Annotated in this window: 16 protein-coding genes; 7 read left to right on the forward strand and 9 right to left on the reverse strand. The window is 71.9% G+C overall.

Annotated features, from left to right (window positions below; genetic code table 11):
- Positions 1-7 precede the first annotated feature (7 nt).
- The 4 genes from I5Q34_RS35540 to I5Q34_RS16820 all read right to left on the reverse strand — a co-directional run bounded on the left by I5Q34_RS35540 (position 8) and on the right by I5Q34_RS16820 (position 6,397).
- Positions 8-835 carry a DUF4328 domain-containing protein gene (locus I5Q34_RS35540; RefSeq protein WP_199893104.1) on the reverse strand — a complete coding sequence of 276 codons (828 nt, stop codon included), beginning with the start codon at positions 833-835 and terminating at the stop codon, positions 8-10.
- 309 nt (positions 836-1,144) lie between these two features.
- Positions 1,145-1,720, reverse strand: coding sequence for a hypothetical protein (locus I5Q34_RS16810; RefSeq protein WP_199893105.1), 576 nt, complete (start codon positions 1,718-1,720; stop codon positions 1,145-1,147).
- Positions 1,721-2,486: 766 nt separating this feature from the next.
- Positions 2,487-4,547: a glycosyltransferase gene (locus I5Q34_RS16815; protein WP_199893106.1), complete on the reverse strand. Its 2,061-nt coding sequence runs from the start codon at positions 4,545-4,547 to the stop codon at positions 2,487-2,489.
- Positions 4,548-4,771: 224 nt separating this feature from the next.
- Positions 4,772-6,397, reverse strand: coding sequence for a glycoside hydrolase family 20 protein (locus I5Q34_RS16820; protein ID WP_199893107.1), 1,626 nt, complete (start codon positions 6,395-6,397; stop codon positions 4,772-4,774).
- 335 nt (positions 6,398-6,732) lie between these two features.
- Here I5Q34_RS16820 and sdhC point away from each other — a divergent pair, with 335 nt between their 5' ends.
- Genes sdhC through I5Q34_RS16840 form a run of 4 tightly spaced genes read left to right on the forward strand, consistent with a single transcriptional unit; the run spans position 6,733 to position 10,128 of the window.
- A complete protein-coding gene (gene sdhC / locus I5Q34_RS16825) occupies positions 6,733-7,113 on the forward strand; it encodes a succinate dehydrogenase, cytochrome b556 subunit (RefSeq protein ID WP_199893108.1) in 381 nt (126 codons plus the stop codon).
- Positions 7,114-7,121: 8 nt separating this feature from the next.
- Positions 7,122-7,595, forward strand: a complete 474-nt coding sequence (locus tag I5Q34_RS16830; protein WP_199893109.1) for a succinate dehydrogenase hydrophobic membrane anchor subunit — start codon at positions 7,122-7,124, stop codon at positions 7,593-7,595.
- 20 nt (positions 7,596-7,615) lie between these two features.
- On the forward strand, positions 7,616-9,370 hold the full coding sequence (sdhA, locus tag I5Q34_RS16835; protein ID WP_199893110.1) for a succinate dehydrogenase flavoprotein subunit: 1,755 nt from the start codon (positions 7,616-7,618) through the stop codon (positions 9,368-9,370).
- Positions 9,370-10,128 (forward strand): succinate dehydrogenase iron-sulfur subunit, encoded by a 759-nt coding sequence (locus tag I5Q34_RS16840; protein WP_199893111.1) that lies wholly within the window; start codon positions 9,370-9,372, stop codon positions 10,126-10,128. Before sdhA ends, I5Q34_RS16840 begins: the two co-directional genes overlap by 1 nt.
- A 60-nt stretch (positions 10,129-10,188) precedes the next feature.
- On the opposite strand, the gene I5Q34_RS16845 is transcribed toward I5Q34_RS16840, so the two are convergent.
- Positions 10,189-10,719 (reverse strand): PadR family transcriptional regulator, encoded by a 531-nt coding sequence (locus I5Q34_RS16845; protein ID WP_199893112.1) that lies wholly within the window; start codon positions 10,717-10,719, stop codon positions 10,189-10,191.
- Between the two features lie 170 nt (positions 10,720-10,889).
- Between I5Q34_RS16845 and I5Q34_RS16850 the strand changes: the two genes are divergently transcribed.
- Entirely contained in the window at positions 10,890-12,026 is a 1,137-nt protein-coding gene (locus I5Q34_RS16850; RefSeq protein WP_199893113.1) for an MFS transporter, read from the forward strand.
- A 677-nt stretch (positions 12,027-12,703) separates the two neighbouring features.
- Here I5Q34_RS16850 and I5Q34_RS16855 read toward each other — a convergent pair.
- The 3 genes from I5Q34_RS16855 to I5Q34_RS16865 form a co-directional block, all read right to left on the reverse strand.
- A complete protein-coding gene (locus tag I5Q34_RS16855) occupies positions 12,704-13,690 on the reverse strand; it encodes an aldo/keto reductase (protein WP_199893114.1) in 987 nt (328 codons plus the stop codon).
- A gap of 494 nt (positions 13,691-14,184) precedes the next feature.
- A complete protein-coding gene (locus tag I5Q34_RS16860; RefSeq protein ID WP_199893115.1) occupies positions 14,185-14,328 on the reverse strand; it encodes a hypothetical protein in 144 nt (47 codons plus the stop codon).
- Positions 14,325-14,612: a hypothetical protein gene (locus I5Q34_RS16865; protein ID WP_199893116.1), complete on the reverse strand. Its 288-nt coding sequence runs from the start codon at positions 14,610-14,612 to the stop codon at positions 14,325-14,327. The genes I5Q34_RS16860 and I5Q34_RS16865 overlap by 4 nt, the downstream gene beginning before the upstream one ends.
- 159 nt (positions 14,613-14,771) lie before the next feature.
- Here I5Q34_RS16865 and I5Q34_RS16870 point away from each other — a divergent pair, with 159 nt between their 5' ends.
- Complete coding sequence (locus I5Q34_RS16870; protein WP_277965535.1) at positions 14,772-15,548, forward strand: helix-turn-helix transcriptional regulator; 777 nt, start codon at positions 14,772-14,774, stop codon at positions 15,546-15,548.
- On the forward strand, positions 15,536-15,739 hold the full coding sequence (locus I5Q34_RS16875; RefSeq protein ID WP_199893118.1) for a DUF397 domain-containing protein: 204 nt from the start codon (positions 15,536-15,538) through the stop codon (positions 15,737-15,739). The genes I5Q34_RS16870 and I5Q34_RS16875 overlap by 13 nt, the downstream gene beginning before the upstream one ends.
- Here the strand turns inward: I5Q34_RS16875 and I5Q34_RS16880 are convergent.
- A complete protein-coding gene (locus I5Q34_RS16880) occupies positions 15,705-16,289 on the reverse strand; it encodes an isochorismatase family protein (RefSeq protein ID WP_199893119.1) in 585 nt (194 codons plus the stop codon). The two genes, I5Q34_RS16875 and I5Q34_RS16880, sit on opposite strands and share 35 nt — an antisense overlap.
- Between the last annotated feature and the right edge of the window lie 22 nt (positions 16,290-16,311).

Consider the following 16,311-nt stretch of genomic DNA (forward strand, 5'->3'; position numbering starts at 1 on the left):
TGATGGATCAGTAACCCGCGGGTCCGCCGCCGTAAGCATCGCCATAGGGGTTGCCGTACGGGTTGCCGTACGGAGGACCGTACGGTCCCGGCGGCACGGACGGCAACGCCCCGTACGGGTCGTCCGGATGCGCCGCCGCGGGCTCGTACTCCACTGCCACCAGCGCCCGTTCCTCCTGCATCCGCGTCAACTGCCGTATGACGAGCAGCGCGAGGACCCCGACGACCGCGCACAGCAGGTAACCGAAGGCGCTGACGCCGGCCAGCATGCGCAGCCGGCGTACGTCCTCCTCCCAACTCCCGTCCACTCCGAGGCGGAAGCTGCGGCGCACCCGGGCCTCGGCCAGCGCGTACGCCGTCGTCGCGGCGGCGTTGACCGCACCGGCCACGAGGCCGCACACCCACCAGGAGTTGAGCAGCCCCTTGGGCGGGCCCTGCGGGCCGGCGGGGGCACTGGCCCGGTAGATGTCGTTGGCGATCTGTTTGGGGAACCAGAGGTTGACCACCGGCGTGAACCACGCGCCGGCCGCCCACCCGCTGCCGAAGCGGTGCGAACCCGGCGCCAGCGTCTCGGCGTTGAGCCGGACGCGCCGGAACCACACGGCCCACAGGACGAGCGTGCCCAGCACCGGCACGCCGGCGACGAGGACCATCGAGGCGTGGAAGGCGTCCGCGGCGTCGGCCCGGTCCGCCGCCCCCTCGGCGAGCTCCGCGAGCGCGCCGCGCTGCTGGAACCGCGCGGCGGCGAGCAGCAGCAGGGCGAGCAGGGAGAGGGTGAGCAGCGCGTTGAGCGAGAGGCGCACGCCGCGCCGGAGGTCCACCCCGGTGGGCGGCACGGGCGGGCCGGGAGGGAGGCCGGGGGGCGGGCCGAGGGCGGCGAAACCCTGCGGATCTGGCGGGAGTTGGTACTGATGCTGATGCTGATGCTGATATTGGTACTGATACGCCCCGCAGGCCGCGCACCGGCCGTCCGGGCCCACGGCGGCTGCGCGGCAATGACCGCACGGATGCATCTCTTCGCTCCCCCCACAGGACACGCGCGGCCCCGCACGTTACGGGCCGCGGGCCGCCTCCGTCCAGGACGGCCCCGGTGCGGTCCCGGTGTGACGAAAAACCGCCGTAGGGCGCTGAAGTGAGTGCGAACCTCACGGGGGTTCGCAGCGGGTGGCGGCCGGGGCCTCTCCTGTGGGGGGTGGCGGCCCCGGCCGTCGTCCGCCTTCTATCCCCAGGCGCGCCAGCAGGTCCTCGAAGAGATCCTCCACGCTCGGCGCGGCCTCGGCGGCGAGGACGGCCGCGAGTTCGGCCGGGTCGGCGGTGTGGCCCGCGGCGGCGGCCCAGTCCGAGCAGTGCGCGGCGGCGGCGCGGGGGTCGGGGAAGAGTTCGTCGAGGGCCAGACCTGTATCGGCCATGTACCCCGCGAGGGCCCGGCGCCCCAGACAGGCGGACCACGGCGCGCCGCCGGGTCCGGCGCCGCTGACGACGGCGCAGTCGCTCTCCATCACGTAGGCGGCCAGGGCCGGTGCGCCGGTCTCGTCGGCGAGGGCGCGGACGAGAGCGTCGAGGTCGCCGAGTTCGGGCCGACGGGGGTGGTGCCAGAGCTGCCAGCCGTCGCCGAACGAGGCGGTGGGGAGGAGGTGGTGGCGGTTCGGCCGGAGGACGGGGCTGTCGGGGAGGGCGCGGCCCTCGCGGCGGCCGACCAGGAGGTAGCCCCAGAAGCGCACGGTGGTCTCCTCGTGTTCGTCACGTGGCGTGGCTTCTTCGGGAGTTACTGCGCGGGGAGGGCGGGTTGTGTCACACCGGGGCTTGTGGGGCGGGAGCTTTGTCGTCTCCCGGGGGTGCGCGCCCCCGGTCGTGCCGGGGCCCGGGCCCGGATGGGGCTCCGCGCCGGGGGCGGGGGCCGCGCGGTTGTCCTCAAACGCCGGACGGGCTGAGTGCCCCCGACCCGCCCTTTCACCGTTTCTTCCGGGCTCCGCCCGGGCCGGCACCGCGCTCCGCGCGGTGGTGCGGGGGCTCCGCCCCCTGCGCCCCCGCAACGCGGCTGCGCCGCGTTCGTCCTCAAGCTCCCCGAAGGGGGCGACCCCCAGACGGGCTGAACGGCGCGCCCGGGCCGAGTCGTACGCCCGAGCCGAGTCGTGCACCCTGGCCGAGTCGTGCACCGGGCTGAAGCCATGTGCCCGGCCGGCTTTTCAAGGCCCGGGCGCGCAATCCAGCCCGTCCGGCGCTTGAGGACAGCGCCCGAAGGGCGCTTCCCGGCGCTTGAGGACAGCGCCCGAAGGGCGCTTCGGGGGCCAGGGGCGGAGCCCCAAACGGGGGTCCAGGGGGCGAAGCCCCCGGCGGGGTGCAGGGGCGGAGCCCCGCCCACCCGCGCGGAGCGTGTGCCTGGCGCGCCCCGCGCCACCCGCCCCCGCCCCGCGGGTTACGAAGGGGCGCAGCCCCTGCGGAAACGGTGAAAGGGCGGGGCTGGGGCAAAACCCCCGGGCAAACCCCCTACTCCCCCTCCTCCACCACCACATCCTTCACCGACAGCGTCAAGTCATTCGTCACCGTGAAGAACGGCCGCACCCGCACACCCCCCCGCTCCACCCCCGGAAACGTGTCCACACCCTTCCGATCCGCGAAGTCCCCCGCAAGCCGCCCCACCCGCACCAGCGGAGCCCCGGCCGCAGGCCGTACGGACAGGTCCCACAGGTCCTGCTCCTCCCCCCGCCGCTCCCACATCACCCCGTACGGAAGGCGGGCGACGCCGTCCTCCGCGGACAGCGGCGCGCGCACGTCCCCGACGGCCCCCTCCCCGCCCCGCAGCCGGGCGACGAGCTCCGCGCCCTCGCCCAGCTTCACGCCCGACGCCCGCACGGTGACCGTCACCGCCTCCTCCTCCACCCGCACGGCGACGGCCTCCGCGTGCTCGGGCCGCAGCCACGTACGCACGGCGAGGAAGCCGTCGCTCGTCTCGTAGGGAATCCACACCGACGAGGACAACTCCAGCCTCAGCAGCGCCTTCTGCTCGACGAGGACGGCCCGGAGCCGGCGCCGCGACTTGTCGCCGGGCCGCTCGGCGTACGTGTCCCAGCGCCCCTCGGGCAGGGCGGCGTGCGCCGAGCGGTCGACGCGCGCCTCGGCCCAGCCGCCGCGCGCCGTCAGCGGCACCCGCACGGACTCCTTGCCCTTGCTGCCGCGGTGCCGCAGCAGCAGATGCGTGTCGGCGGCGGTGAGCTCGTCCGCCCGGACGCGGAGGACGAGCGACCCGTCGGAGGCGACGGCGCAGCGCGCGGCCGGGTTGGCGACCTCGGGGGTCACCTGCGGCTCCGGAGCCGGCTGCTTCGCGCGGCCGCCGCCGAACAGCCCGCGCAGCAGCCCCTTCTTCGCAGCCGCCGTGCAGCCGGGCCGCAGCTCCTCGAAGAGCCGCTCGTAGCGGCGGGCGATCGCGTCCGGTTCGTACCGCTTCGCGGCCCCCCGCGCCGCCGCGCCCAGCCGCGCCCGCTGCCCCGCGTCGCCGGTGAGCTTGAGGAGCGCCTCGGCGTACGCCTCGACGTTCGCGGCCTCGTCGGAGGAGGAGAGCGGGACGAGCACGCCGTCCGTCCCGTCGGAGAGGATCTCGCGCGGCCCGTACGGGCAGTCCGTGGCGATGACGGGCAGCCCGGCGTGCATGGCCTCGACGATGGTCATGCCGAAGGACTCGGCGTCGGAGGCGACGGCGGCGACGGCGCCCTTGGACCACTCGGTCTCGATCGGCGAGCGGGCGCCCATGAGGGTGACGCGCTCGTAGAGGCCGAGCTTCTCGATCCGGGCGCGCAGCTTGGCCTTGCTGGTGCCGCGCCCGTAGATCCGCAGCTGCCAGTCGGGGCGCTCGCCGGCGATGCGGGCGAAGGCCTCGATGAGCCGGTCGTAGCGCTTGACGGAGACGAGCCGCCCGGCCGAGACGATGATCTTCGACGTGCCGTCGGAGGGCTCGGCGGCGGGCGCGGGGACGGCGTTGGGGACGGCGAGGACCTTGGCGCGGCCGCCGCCGGGGAGCCGGTCGCGGTAGTGGCCGGCGTCGGCCTCGGAGACGGTGGCGAAGGCGTCGAGCGCGTTGATCGCCCGGTCCATGACGGCGTGCAGCTCGGGGACGTGCGCCTCGTGGGTGAGGTGCTCCTGCCCGATGCGCAGGTAGCGGTCGTCGCCGTACTCCGCGAGGTAGCCGATGAGCTTGGGGCGGGTGGCGATGACGACGTCGGCGTCGGTGGCCGCGAGGTGGGCGCGGACGCGTTCGTCGGTCAGCGCGGTGGCGGCCATCCGGCCGTTGTCGATGCGCTCGTCGCGGAAGATCTCGCTGGGCTTCCGGTTGAGCGGCGCGGCGTACTCGTCGGTCTCGGTGCCCTCGCGCAGGTCGACGAGGGGGGTGAGCCGTACGCGCGGGTCGATCGTGAGCTCGGGTTCGTCCACGGGACGGTTGACGCTGATGATGCGTACCTCGTGCCGGTCGGCGAGGGCGGTGGCGAGGTTGAGGGTCGAGCGGATGGTCCCGCCGATCCCGTACGCGTTGTGCAGCAGAAATTCGATCTTCATCGGGCCCTCGTTCAGGTGCGATGGTGCGATGTGCGATGGGCGCGCTCGCGCGCTTCCGCCGTGGACAGCTGCGCCGCGTACCGGTCTCTGTACCTTCCGTTTGGACAACGACCGGGCGCCGCGCATGGTTCAACCCCGGAGGCTAGCCCGCTTTGGTGACGCGTGGCGACGACCGCCCGGGCCGTCCCGTTATGTGGGTCATTGGCCGGGCGCCGTAAGGGTGTTCAGTTGCTGCGCACCCGCGCGTGCAGGGCGGTGAAGTCCGGCCAGGACAGCTGCGGCGGGCGCGGGTCCCACAGCCGCTGGGAGGTCGCGGCGAGCGGCAGCCGGATTCCGTTTGCGACCTGCTCCGGCGTCTGGGCGTCGGCGTGGTCGCACCACACGGCGAACCGGCCGCCGGGCACCCTGCCGGGCCCCGCCGTTCCGGCGGCGACGGCGGTGGTGCCGCGCAGCACGGCGGGCGACCACTCCTTGTAGATGAGTTCTCCCGTGGGGTAGCGGAACTCGTTCGGCTCGCCGAGCACGTAGTAGAGGTAGCGGTCGTTGAGGTTGACGACCGTGCGTCCCTCGTTCAGGTATTCCTGCGGGTCGCGGGCGCCCAGCTCGCGGCCGGTCCAGTACTCGACCTCGATGCCGGGGTCGGGGGCGACCAGGCCGCCGCGGAAGAAGCCGTCGTTCCAGGCCTTGGGCGTCTTGCCGAGGGAGCGCGCGACGGCGGCGCGGTCGTTGAGCCAGGCGGTCGCCAGGTCCTGGACGCGGCCCTGGGGACCGTAGCGCTCCTGGGCGAGCCGGCCGAGCCGCGGGTACGAGCTCTGCGGGTCGCGGGCCATCAGCGCGCGGTACTCGTCGGCGCCGAGGTGCCAGTACGGGCCGGGGAAGAGCGGGGCGAACTCCCGCATCAGGTCGTCCACGACGCGCGCCGCGTCCGGCGCCGCGATGTCGACGGCGCCCCGGGCGCTCGTACCGGCGGCGTCGCGCAGCTGGAGGCCGGGGTGGGCCTTGAGGACGGCGCCCAGGTGGCCGGGCGAGTCGAGCTCGGGGACGACGGTGACGTGCAGCGAGCCGGCGAGCGCGACGATCCGGCGGACCTCGGCCTTGGTGAGGTGCTGCGGGGAGACGATCTCGGGGTGGGTGTCGCTCTGGATGCGGAAGCCCTGGTCGTCGGAGAAGTGCAGGGCGAGCTGGTTGAGCTTGAGATCGGCCAGCTCGCGCAGCCGGGCCTCGATCCAGGCGGCGTCGAAGTGCTTGCGGGCGGTGTCCAGGTGCAGTCCGCGCTGGGCGCGGTCGGGGGCGTCCTCGATGTCCCCCTCGGGGAGCCCGCCGGCGGAGCGGACGGCCTGGCGGACGGTGCGGGTGCCGTAGAAGGCACCGGCCTCGGCGGACGCGGTGACCAGCACCTTCCCGGACCGGGTGGCCACCCGGTAGCCCTCGGGGCCGCCCGCCTCGCCCGGGCGGAGCGCCAGCTCGACGTCGCCGGCGCGGGCGGGCCCGGCGGCGGCGGTGAGCCCGAGCTCGCCGGCGAGGAGGCGCGCCTCGTCGGCGAGCGGTCCGCGGGGGTCGGCGACGACCCGGGCGCCGGACGCCGGACGCCAGCCGGGTCCGGCGCGGGCGGTGAAGGAGCGCACCGCGGGGATCACCCGTGGCGGGCCGGTGACCGGCGCCACGGAGGACGGGGAGGACGCGGGCGCCGACGCCTGGCCGGAGCGGTCGTCGTCCCCGGCGCTGCGGGCGGGGGCGGATCCGGGCCCGTCGTGGGAGCAGCCGGGGGCGACCCCGGCGACGACGAGGGCGACGACGACGGCCGAGGCCCTGAGCAGGGCGGCGCGGGTGACACGGAGAGACAGACCCATGGAGCAAAACCTCCCAATAACGAGGAAGGTAGCCCTTTCTGCCACCACGCCCATCGAATGCACGCCCGAAACATGCCTCTTATGAGTGAATTTCCGGTATCTCAACAGGGGCCATCCGGCCATCACCGCTACACCATGCGGCACATGTCCCGCAGCACCGACCCGTACATGCCTGTTTGATCACACCTGCCACACCCCGCGCGACCGAACCGACAAGGCGTCGCTACGATGGCCAGGGCCGGTGGACCGTACCCGGCCGGGCCCGACCGACAGTGCAGTCTTCCTTGGGTAGAAGCTGGCGGCAGCCCCCGATCCCCGCTCCCGGAGGGTTTTCCGTGCCGGCTGGAACGCTGTACCGCGGCCGGGAAGGCATGTGGTCCTGGGTGGCTCACCGAGTCACCGGCGTCCTCATTTTCTTCTTCCTGTTCGTGCACGTCCTCGACACCGCTCTCGTCCGCGTCTCCCCGGAGGCGTACGACGAGGTCGTCGCGACGTACAAGACACCCGTCGTCAACGTGATGGAGTACGGCCTCGTGGCCGCCATCCTCTTCCACGCGCTCAACGGCCTGCGCGTCATCGCGGTGGACTTCTGGTCCAAGGGTCCGCGGTACCAGAAGCAGATGCTGTGGACCGTCGTCGGCGTCTGGGTCGTACTCATGGCCGGTGCCTTCTACCCCGTGCTCCAGCACACGCTGAACACCCTGTTCGGGAGCTGACGCCAGACATGTCCGCTGAAACCACCCCCGCCGCCGAGCTCGACGACGTCTCGCTCTACGACGTCGACCACCCGGCCCCGGTCATCGAGGCGCCCCGCAAGCGCACCAAGAAGACGCCGAAGGCGACGCGCACCAACTTCGAGCTGTACGGCTGGCTCTTCATGCGGCTGTCCGGCATCGTCCTCGTGGTCCTCGTCCTGGGCCACCTGCTGATCCAGCTGGTCCTGGACGGCGGCGTCACCAAGGTCGGCTTCGCCTTCGTCGCCGGCCGCTGGGCCTCGCCGTTCTGGCAGGCATGGGACCTGATCATGCTGTGGCTCGCCATGCTGCACGGCGCCAACGGCCTGCGCACGGTCATCAACGACTACGCGGAGCGGGACACCACCCGCTTCTGGCTGAAGATGCTGCTGTACACCGCCACGGTGTTCACCGTCCTGCTGGGCACGCTGGTGATCTTCACCTTCGACCCGAACATCCGCTAGAGCCCGGGGCTGACGCGACCATGAAGATCCACAAGTACGACACCGTCATCGTCGGCGCCGGCGGCGCCGGCATGCGCGCGGCCATCGAGGCGACGAAGCGCAGCCGCACCGCCGTGCTGACCAAGCTGTACCCCACCCGCTCCCACACCGGCGCCGCGCAGGGCGGCATGGCCGCCGCCCTCGCCAACGTCGAGGAGGACAACTGGGAGTGGCACACCTTCGACACGGTCAAGGGCGGTGACTACCTGGTCGACCAGGACGCCGCCGAGATCCTGGCGAAGGAGGCCATCGACGCGGTCCTCGACCTGGAGAAGATGGGCCTGCCGTTCAACCGCACCCCGGACGGCACCATCGACCAGCGCCGCTTCGGCGGTCACTCGCGCAACCACGGCGAGGCCCCGGTCCGCCGGTCCTGCTACGCCGCGGACCGCACCGGCCACATGATCCTCCAGACGCTGTACCAGAACTGCGTCAAGGAGGGCGTGGAGTTCTTCAACGAGTTCTACGTCCTCGACCAGCTGATCACCGAGGTGGACGGCGTCAAGAAGTCCGCCGGTGTGGTCGCCTACGAGCTGGCCACCGGCGAGATCCACGTCTTCCAGGCGAAGTCGGTCATCTACGCCTCCGGCGGCACCGGCAAGTTCTTCAAGGTGACCTCCAACGCCCACACGCTGACCGGTGACGGCCAGGCCGCCTGCTACCGGCGCGGACTGCCGCTGGAGGACATGGAGTTCTTCCAGTTCCACCCGACCGGCATCTGGCGCATGGGCATCCTGCTGACGGAGGGCGCCCGCGGTGAGGGCGGCATCCTCCGCAACAAGGACGGCGAGCGCTTCATGGAGAAGTACGCGCCGGTCATGAAGGACCTCGCGTCGCGTGACGTCGTCTCGCGCTCCATCTACACGGAGATCCGCGAGGGCCGCGGCTGCGGTCCCGAGGGCGACCACGTCTACCTGGACCTCACCCACCTGCCGCCGGAGCAGCTGGACGCCAAGCTGCCGGACATCACCGAGTTCGCGCGCACCTACCTCGGCATCGAGCCCTACACGGACCCGATCCCGATCCAGCCGACCGCGCACTACGCGATGGGCGGCATCCCGACCAACGTCGAGGGCGAGGTGCTGGCCGACAACGACACCGTCGTCCCGGGCCTGTACGCCGCCGGCGAGGTCGCCTGCGTCTCCGTCCACGGCGCCAACCGCCTGGGCACCAACTCGCTGCTGGACATCAACGTGTTCGGCCGCCGCGCGGGCATCGCCGCCGCGGAGTACTCCGCCAAGGCCGACTACGTCGAGCTGCCGGAGAACCCGGCCCAGCTCGTCGTCGACCAGGTCGAGAAGCTGCGCGAGTCCACCGGCAAGGAGCGGGTGGCCGAGCTGCGCCGCGAGCTCCAGGAGACCATGGACGCCAACGTCATGGTCTTCCGCACCGAGCAGACCATCAAGACGGCCGTCGAGAAGATCGCCGAGCTCCGCGCGCGGTACAAGAACGTTTCCGTCCAGGACAAGGGCAAGCGCTTCAACACCGACCTGCTGGAGGCCATCGAGCTGGGCAACCTGCTCGACCTGGCCGAGGTCATGGCCGTGTCCGCGCTGGCGCGCAAGGAGTCCCGCGGCGGTCACTACCGCGAGGACTACCCGACCCGCGACGACGTCAACTTCATGCGCCACACCATGGCGTACCGCGAGGTCGACGCGGACGGCAAGGACTCGATCCGCCTCGACTACAAGCCGGTCGTGCAGACCCGCTACCAGCCCATGGAGCGTAAGTACTGATGAGCACCGCGACTCTCGACAAGGTGGAGGCGGAGGCTGCGTCCTCCCCCTACATCACGGTCACCTTCCGCATCCGCCGCTTCAACCCCGAGGTCTCGGCCGAGGCGACCTGGCAGGACTTCGAGGTCGAGATCGACCCGAAGGAGCGTGTGCTCGACGGTCTCCACAAGATCAAGTGGGACCTGGACGGCACGCTGACCTTCCGCCGCTCCTGCGCCCATGGCATCTGCGGCTCGGACGCCATGCGCATCAACGGGCGCAACCGCCTGGCCTGCAAGACCCTGATCAAGGACATCAACCCGGCCAAGCCGATCACCGTCGAGCCCATCAAGGGCCTCACGGTCCTCAAGGACCTCGTGGTCGACATGGAGCCCTTCTTCCAGGCGTACCGCGACGTGATGCCCTTCCTGATCACCAAGGGCAACGAGCCGACACGCGAGCGCCTGCAGTCCGCCGAGGACCGCGAGCGCTTCGACGACACGACGAAGTGCATCCTCTGCGCGGCCTGCACCTCGTCCTGCCCCGTCTTCTGGAACGACGGCCAGTACTTCGGCCCGGCGGCGATCGTCAACGCGCACCGCTTCATCTTCGACTCGCGCGACGAGGCGGGTGAGCAGCGCCTGGAGATCCTCAACGACAAGGACGGCGTCTGGCGCTGCCGCACCACCTTCAACTGCACCGATGCCTGCCCGCGCGGCATCGAGGTGACGAAGGCGATCCAGGAGGTCAAGCGCGCGCTGATCACGCGACGCTTCTGACGCACCGTTCATCACGCCGAGGGCCCCGCTCCACTCACGGAGCGGGGCCCTCGTGCGTTGTCACCCCAACTCGGCGATCGTCTCCTCCAGCCACGCCAGTTCGGCCTTCGACGTCGCCCGGGCGATGGTGAGCACGCCGCGGCGGAACGGGTCGTCCACGTCGTCGACGGACAGCGGACGGTCGCCGTCGTAGAAGAAGCTGCTCGGCTCGCCGAGGAACGCCAGGCGCCTGCGCAGCACTTCGGCCTGCGCGTGCCGGTCGGGCAGGTGGCGGAGGAAGGCGAGCAGTACGAACCAGCGGTTCTCGTCGGTGACGAACGGCTCGGCCGGCCGGCGCAGCCGCTCCAGGAACTCCCGCCGGCCCGCGTCGGTCAGGCTGAGCACGTGCCGCGGCGCGGCCGCCGCGCCCTGCTGCGCCTCCCGGACGAGCAGCCCGGCGCCCTCCATGCGCTTGATCGCCGGGTAGAGCGTGCCGTGGCTGATCGCCTTGACGTGTCCGGTCAGCCGGGCGATGCGGGTGCGCAACTCGTAGCCGTGCAGGGGTTCTTCGTGGAGGAACCCGAGAACGGCAAGATCCAAAAGGCTTGACATGAACAGACAGCCTAAGCCTAAGCTCCCCGATGTGTCGAAACGACATACAACGCTTCGACTTATCTCGATCACTCGAGGAGGGAAGCAAACCGTTGCCCGTCTCATCCACCTCACCCACCTCATCTACCCCATCCACCTCATCCACCATCCCGCGAAGCCTCGGTGCCACCGTGCCGGTGGCCGCCCTCGCCGCGCTCGCGCTGTCCGTCTTCGCGCTCTGCTCGGCCGAGTTCGCCCTGATCGGGCTGCTGCTCGACGTCTCGCGGGACCTGCGCGTATCCGTCGCGAGTACCGGGCAGCTGCTCAGCGCGTACGCGGTCACGGTCGCCGTCGGCGGCCCGGTCGTCACCGTCCTCACCACACGGGTGGCCCCGAAGCGGCTGGCCCTGGGCCTGCTCGCGGTCTTCGCCGCCGCCAACGTCCTGGGCGCCCTCGCCCCGTCGTTCCCCCTGCTCCTGGCCGCGCGGACGCTGGGCGCCCTGACGCACAGCACGTTCGCCGCGATCTGCGTCGTGATCGCCGTCCGCCTGGCGCCGCCCGGGCGCCGGGCCTCGGCCATCGCCTGGGTCTCGGGGGGACTCGGCCTGGCCACCGTCCTGGGCGGGCCGATCGGCACCGCGATCGGTCAGCAGTGGGGCTGGCGGGCGACGTTCTGGTGTGTGACGGGGGCGGCGGCGGTGGGCTTCCTGGCCGTCCTCGCCCTGGTGCCCGGCTCGGTCGCCCGGGAGGCGGGCGGGTCGGCGCGCGGTGCTCTCAAACGCCCTCAAGTGCTCTGCGCCCTGGCCGTCACCACCGTCTCCCAGGCGGGCTGGTTCCTGCTCTACAGCTTCGTCGCGCCGCTGCTGCGCCAGGCCGCCGGCTTCGGCGCGACCGCGACGACGGTGATGCTGTTCGTCTTCGGCCTCGGCGGCTTCGCGGGGAACGCGGTCGGCGGACGGCTGGCCGACCGTACGCTGCGCGGCGCTCTGGTCACGATGCTGCTCCTCCTCGCGGGCGCGCTCGCCCTGACCGGCGCGGTCGCCCACGTCCGCCCCGCCGTGCCCGTCGCGATCCTGCTGATCGGCTTCGCCTCCGGCGCGCTGGTGCCGCCGCTCCAGACGTGGGTGCTCGGCGCCGCGGGCGGCGGCTCGGCCCTGGCCGTCGCGGCCAACACCTCGGCCTTCAACCTCGGCAACGCGGCGGGTTCGTGGGGCGGTTCGCAGCTGCTGGACGTCGGGGCGGACGTCACGGTGCTGGGCTGGGCGGGGGCGGGGGTGGTGGCCGTGGCGCTGGCGGTGACGGCGGTGGCGCTGCGCCGGGGGTTTTGACCCCACCCCGCCCTTTCACCGTTTCCGCAGGGGCTGCGCCCCTTCGGAACCCGCCGGGCGGGGGCCGGGGCCGGGGGCCGCGCCGCGCGCGGGTGGGCAGAGGCCGGGGGCCGCGCCGCGCGCGGGTGGGCGGGGCTCCGCCCCTGCACCCCGCCAGGGGCTCCGCCCCCTGGTCCCCCTCTCGGGGCTGCGTCCCTGGGCTCCCGCTTGGGGCTGTGCCCTGAACCCCCACCGGGGCTTCGCCCCTGAACCCCCGAAGCGCCCTTCGGGCGCTGTCCTCAATCGCCGGACGGGCTGGATTGCGCGCCCGTCCTGGATATCCGGCCCGGGCGCGCAGTCCAGCCCCGGGCGCGCAACTTCGGTCCCGGGCGCGCGCTTCGGCCCCGGGCGCGCGCTTCAGCCCGTCCGGCGCTTGAGGACGAGCGGCGGAGCCGCGAACTCAGCCTGTCCGGCGCTTGAGGACCAACGCGGCGAAGCCGCGTTGCGGGGCCCGGGGCGGAGCCCCGAAGCGGGGGCCAGGGGCGGAGCCCCAGCAGGGGTGCAGGGGGCACAGCCCCCGCACCACCGCGAGGCGGAGCCGTGCACCGGGCCCGGGGCGCAGCCCCGGTGAGGGCGCAGGGGCGCAGCCCCGGAAGAAACGGTGAAAGGGCGGGCCGGGGGCAAATCCCCCACCCCCCTCACCCGTTGACGAACGCCAACGACGCCCCGTCATACCGCTGCCCCACAACCTCCCCCGCCACCGCATCCATCGCAGCCAGCTCCTCCCCGGACAACGTCAGCGTCGCCGCACCCACGTTCTCCTCCAGATACTTCTCGCGCCGCGTCCCCGGGATCGGCACGACATCCGTCCCCCGGTGCTGGATCCAGGCCAGCGCCAGCTGCCCCGCCGTGACACCGCGCCCGGCGGCCAGCGCCTCCAGCCGCTCCACGATCGCCAGGTTCCGCTCCAGGTTGCCGTCGGCGAAGCGCGGCTGCGTACGGCGCAGATCCGTCTCCGGCAGGCCGTCCAGCGTCGTGTAGCGGCCGGTGAGGAAGCCGCGCCCGAGCGGGGAGAACGGGACGACGCCGATGCCCAGTTCGCGGCAGACCGGCAGAACCTCCGCCTCGATGTCCCGCGTCCACAGCGACCACTCGCTCTGCAGCGCGGCGATCGGGTGGACGGCATGCGCCCGCCGTATCGTCTCCGCACCCGCCTCGGAGAGCCCCAGGTGACGCACCTTGCCCTCCTTCACCAGCTCGGCCATCGCGCCCACGGTCTCCTCGATGGGCACGTTCCGGTCGATCCGGTGCACGTAGTACAGATCGATGTGGTCGAGCCCGAGCCGGCGCAGGGACGCCTCGGCCGCCTGCCGGACGTACGCCGCGTCACCACGTATCCGCGTCGGCTCGCCGAGCTTGTTGGCGAAGCCGAACTTGGTGGCCACGACGGCCTGTTCCCGGCGGGCCGGGTCGGCGAGGGCCCGTCCGACGAGCTCCTCGTTGTGGCCCTGCCCGTAGAAGTCGGAGCTGTCGAGGAGCGTGACGCCCAGGTCCAGCGCGCGGTGGATCGTCGCGATCGACTGCTCGTCGTCCGACGTGCCGTAACCGTGGCTCATGCCCATGCAGCCGAGGCCCTGCGCGCCGACGACGAGGTCGCCGAGGTGACGGGTGGGAAGGGTGGTCATGCGGGGCCTCCAGAGAGCACTGCGGTTTCCGTACCCCCAAGACGCTAGGAGTTGGAGCGCACTCGAAGTCAAGCAAGCGCTGGCGATCGGGGGTGGGGCGGCAGCGGTGGGCGGTTTACGTGGCGGGTGCTCCGCCGTCCGCCCGTATCGTCGTTGCGGGCGCCGAAAGGCGGCGGGCTGGCTGGGAGGGTCAGCGGCCCCGGCACGACCAGTAACGGCAGTGACACCCGCGCAGACAGATACCCATGTGGTCGTTCAACCTGCAGTTGCGGGCAATTTGGCTCTGGAACCTGTCGACATCGCGAACGCCGCACATCCAAATCGCCCGCAACTGCAACCACGGCGGCGTCCGCCGATCGCCGGGCCCCGCCCCCTCCCACCCAGCCCGCCGCTTTTGGGCGCCCGCAACGACGAAGCGGGCGGACGGCGGAGCACCCGCCACGTAAACCGCCCGCCTTCCCCGCCCCACAACGATGCCTTGAGGCGCAGCCGCCTCAGTGAGCCATGCGCTGGTGGCGCCCCATGGCGACGCACAACGCCTCGGCGGCGTCGCGGTCACCCGCCCGCCACGCCCGGTAGTACTCCGCCTTGATGCGCCGGCACTCGGCGCAAGGTGTCTGCGTGGGCGGCTCGTTCACGCCAGACCACCCCGCCGGCTCCGCGCGTTGGCGGCGGCCACGCCCTGGCTCAGCGACTCGCGGCGCACCGCGCGGTACGCGCGCAGCGCGGCGGCGACCAGGCGCGCCTCCTCCTCCCGTAGCGGGTCGAGGACCGATACGTACGCTTCGCCGTGCACTGGCGACTCCGGCGCGATCGTGACCGCGAAGCCGTGCGCTCGGAACGCGTCGTGCAACTCGACCGCCAGGCGGGCGGACGTCTCCCGGAGCAGGGCGAGGCTGCGTTGCTGGGGGCTCTTGGACATGAGCGGGTACCTCCGTTTCCGGCCCCCAGCATCGGGCCGTGACGCTACGCTCACCAGGGTTTTTGTTTTCGGGGCCGGATCGAGAAAACGGGGGCAACTGTGCCCGCAGCGAAGGAACTTGACCCGTCCGCGTCACTCGCCGCCTTGTACGGGTCGAGGGTGCGCAAGCGGCGCCGGCGGATGGGGTGGACGCAGCGGCAGCTCGGCGAGATGGTTCACCTGTCCCATGGGCGGATCGCCCAGATCGAACTCGGGAACGAGGTTCCGGCCGAGGACGTGTCCAAGCGGTTGGACGCGGTGCTGGAGGCGGGTGGAGAACTTCACGAGCTGTGGGAGCACGTGGAGCGCGTGCCCCTCAAGGGCTGGATGCAACAGTACATCGACCGTGAGACCAAGGCCGTGGCCATTCACTGCTACATGGGGCAATTCTTCCCAGGGCTGCTGCAGACCGCCGCGTACGCGCGTGAACTCCTGCGAGTCAGCCAACCGTGGTGCACACCGGCGGGAATCGAGGCGCAGGTGGAGCGGAGGCTCGCCCGCCAGAGCCTGCTCACGAAACCGGACCCCCCTTTGTTCTGGGTCGTGCTGGACGAAGTCGCACTACGCCGCCCGGTCGGTGGGCCGAGCACCATGCGCGAACAGTTGACGCGCATCGTGGAGTCGACCCAGGCACCGAACATCGAGGTGCAGGTCCTGCCCTTCACGGTCGGCTGCCATGCCTCCATGGGCGGCGCTTTGACGCTGCTGTCCTTCGAACATGGTCCTGATATGACCTATCTCGAAGGAGACCTCATCGAGACGCTCGTACGGGACAAGGAATCCGTGCTCCGGCATTCCCGTCGATACGATCACGTACACGCCGTCGCTCTGCCTCCGGACGAGTCAATTGCCCTCCTGGAGCGGACCATTAAGGAATTCAGCGAATGCAAGCCTTGAACGGCGCCGTATGGCGCAAGTCAACGTACAGCGGTGGCAACTCCACCAACTGCGTCGAAATATCCGACAACGCCCCCAATGGTGTCCACATACGGGACAGCAAGAACAGACGCGCCACCCCCCTCCACTTCACCACCCCCACCTGGCACGCATTCCTCACCGCCCTCCCGCCGACGGCTCGGCGAACGTAACGTCCCTCGCCCGCGCCACGATCTCGATCTCATCCCCCAGCGCCCACTCCGCCACCCGCGACGCCATCGCGGCCGGCACCTCGTCCGCGATGCCCGGCGCCGCCGGTATGTCGTACGTCGCGTGCGCGTCGTGCGGCAACACCGTGCGGAACTCGCGTTCGAGGGCCGCGCGGGCGGTGGCCAGGACGCACATCTCCGACATCACGCCGCAGACGGCCAGCGAACCGACCCCCGCGTCCCTCAGCAGTTCCTCCAGGTCCGTCTCCTCGAACCCGTCGTCCACCGTCTTGCGGCGCACGACCTCCCGGGGGCCCGGCACGACGGGCAGGTGCAGCGGCCAGCCGGGCGTGCCGGGTTCGTCCGACGTGCCCGGCTCGCCGTCGTTCTGCAGGTGGACGACGAACGCCCCGGCCGTCCGCGCGCGGTCGAGCAACGAACCGACGGCGACCAGCAGTTCGGCGGCGGACGGCACCGCCTCCGCTCCGCCGACGAACGCGGACTGCATATCGACGACGATCAGGGCTTCGACAGGAGGCGCATTCCGGGGCATGCACCGCATCGTGCCCGAACGG

The organism is Streptomyces sp. AV19 (assembly GCF_015999245.1).
Lineage (GTDB): Bacteria > Actinomycetota > Actinomycetes > Streptomycetales > Streptomycetaceae > Streptomyces.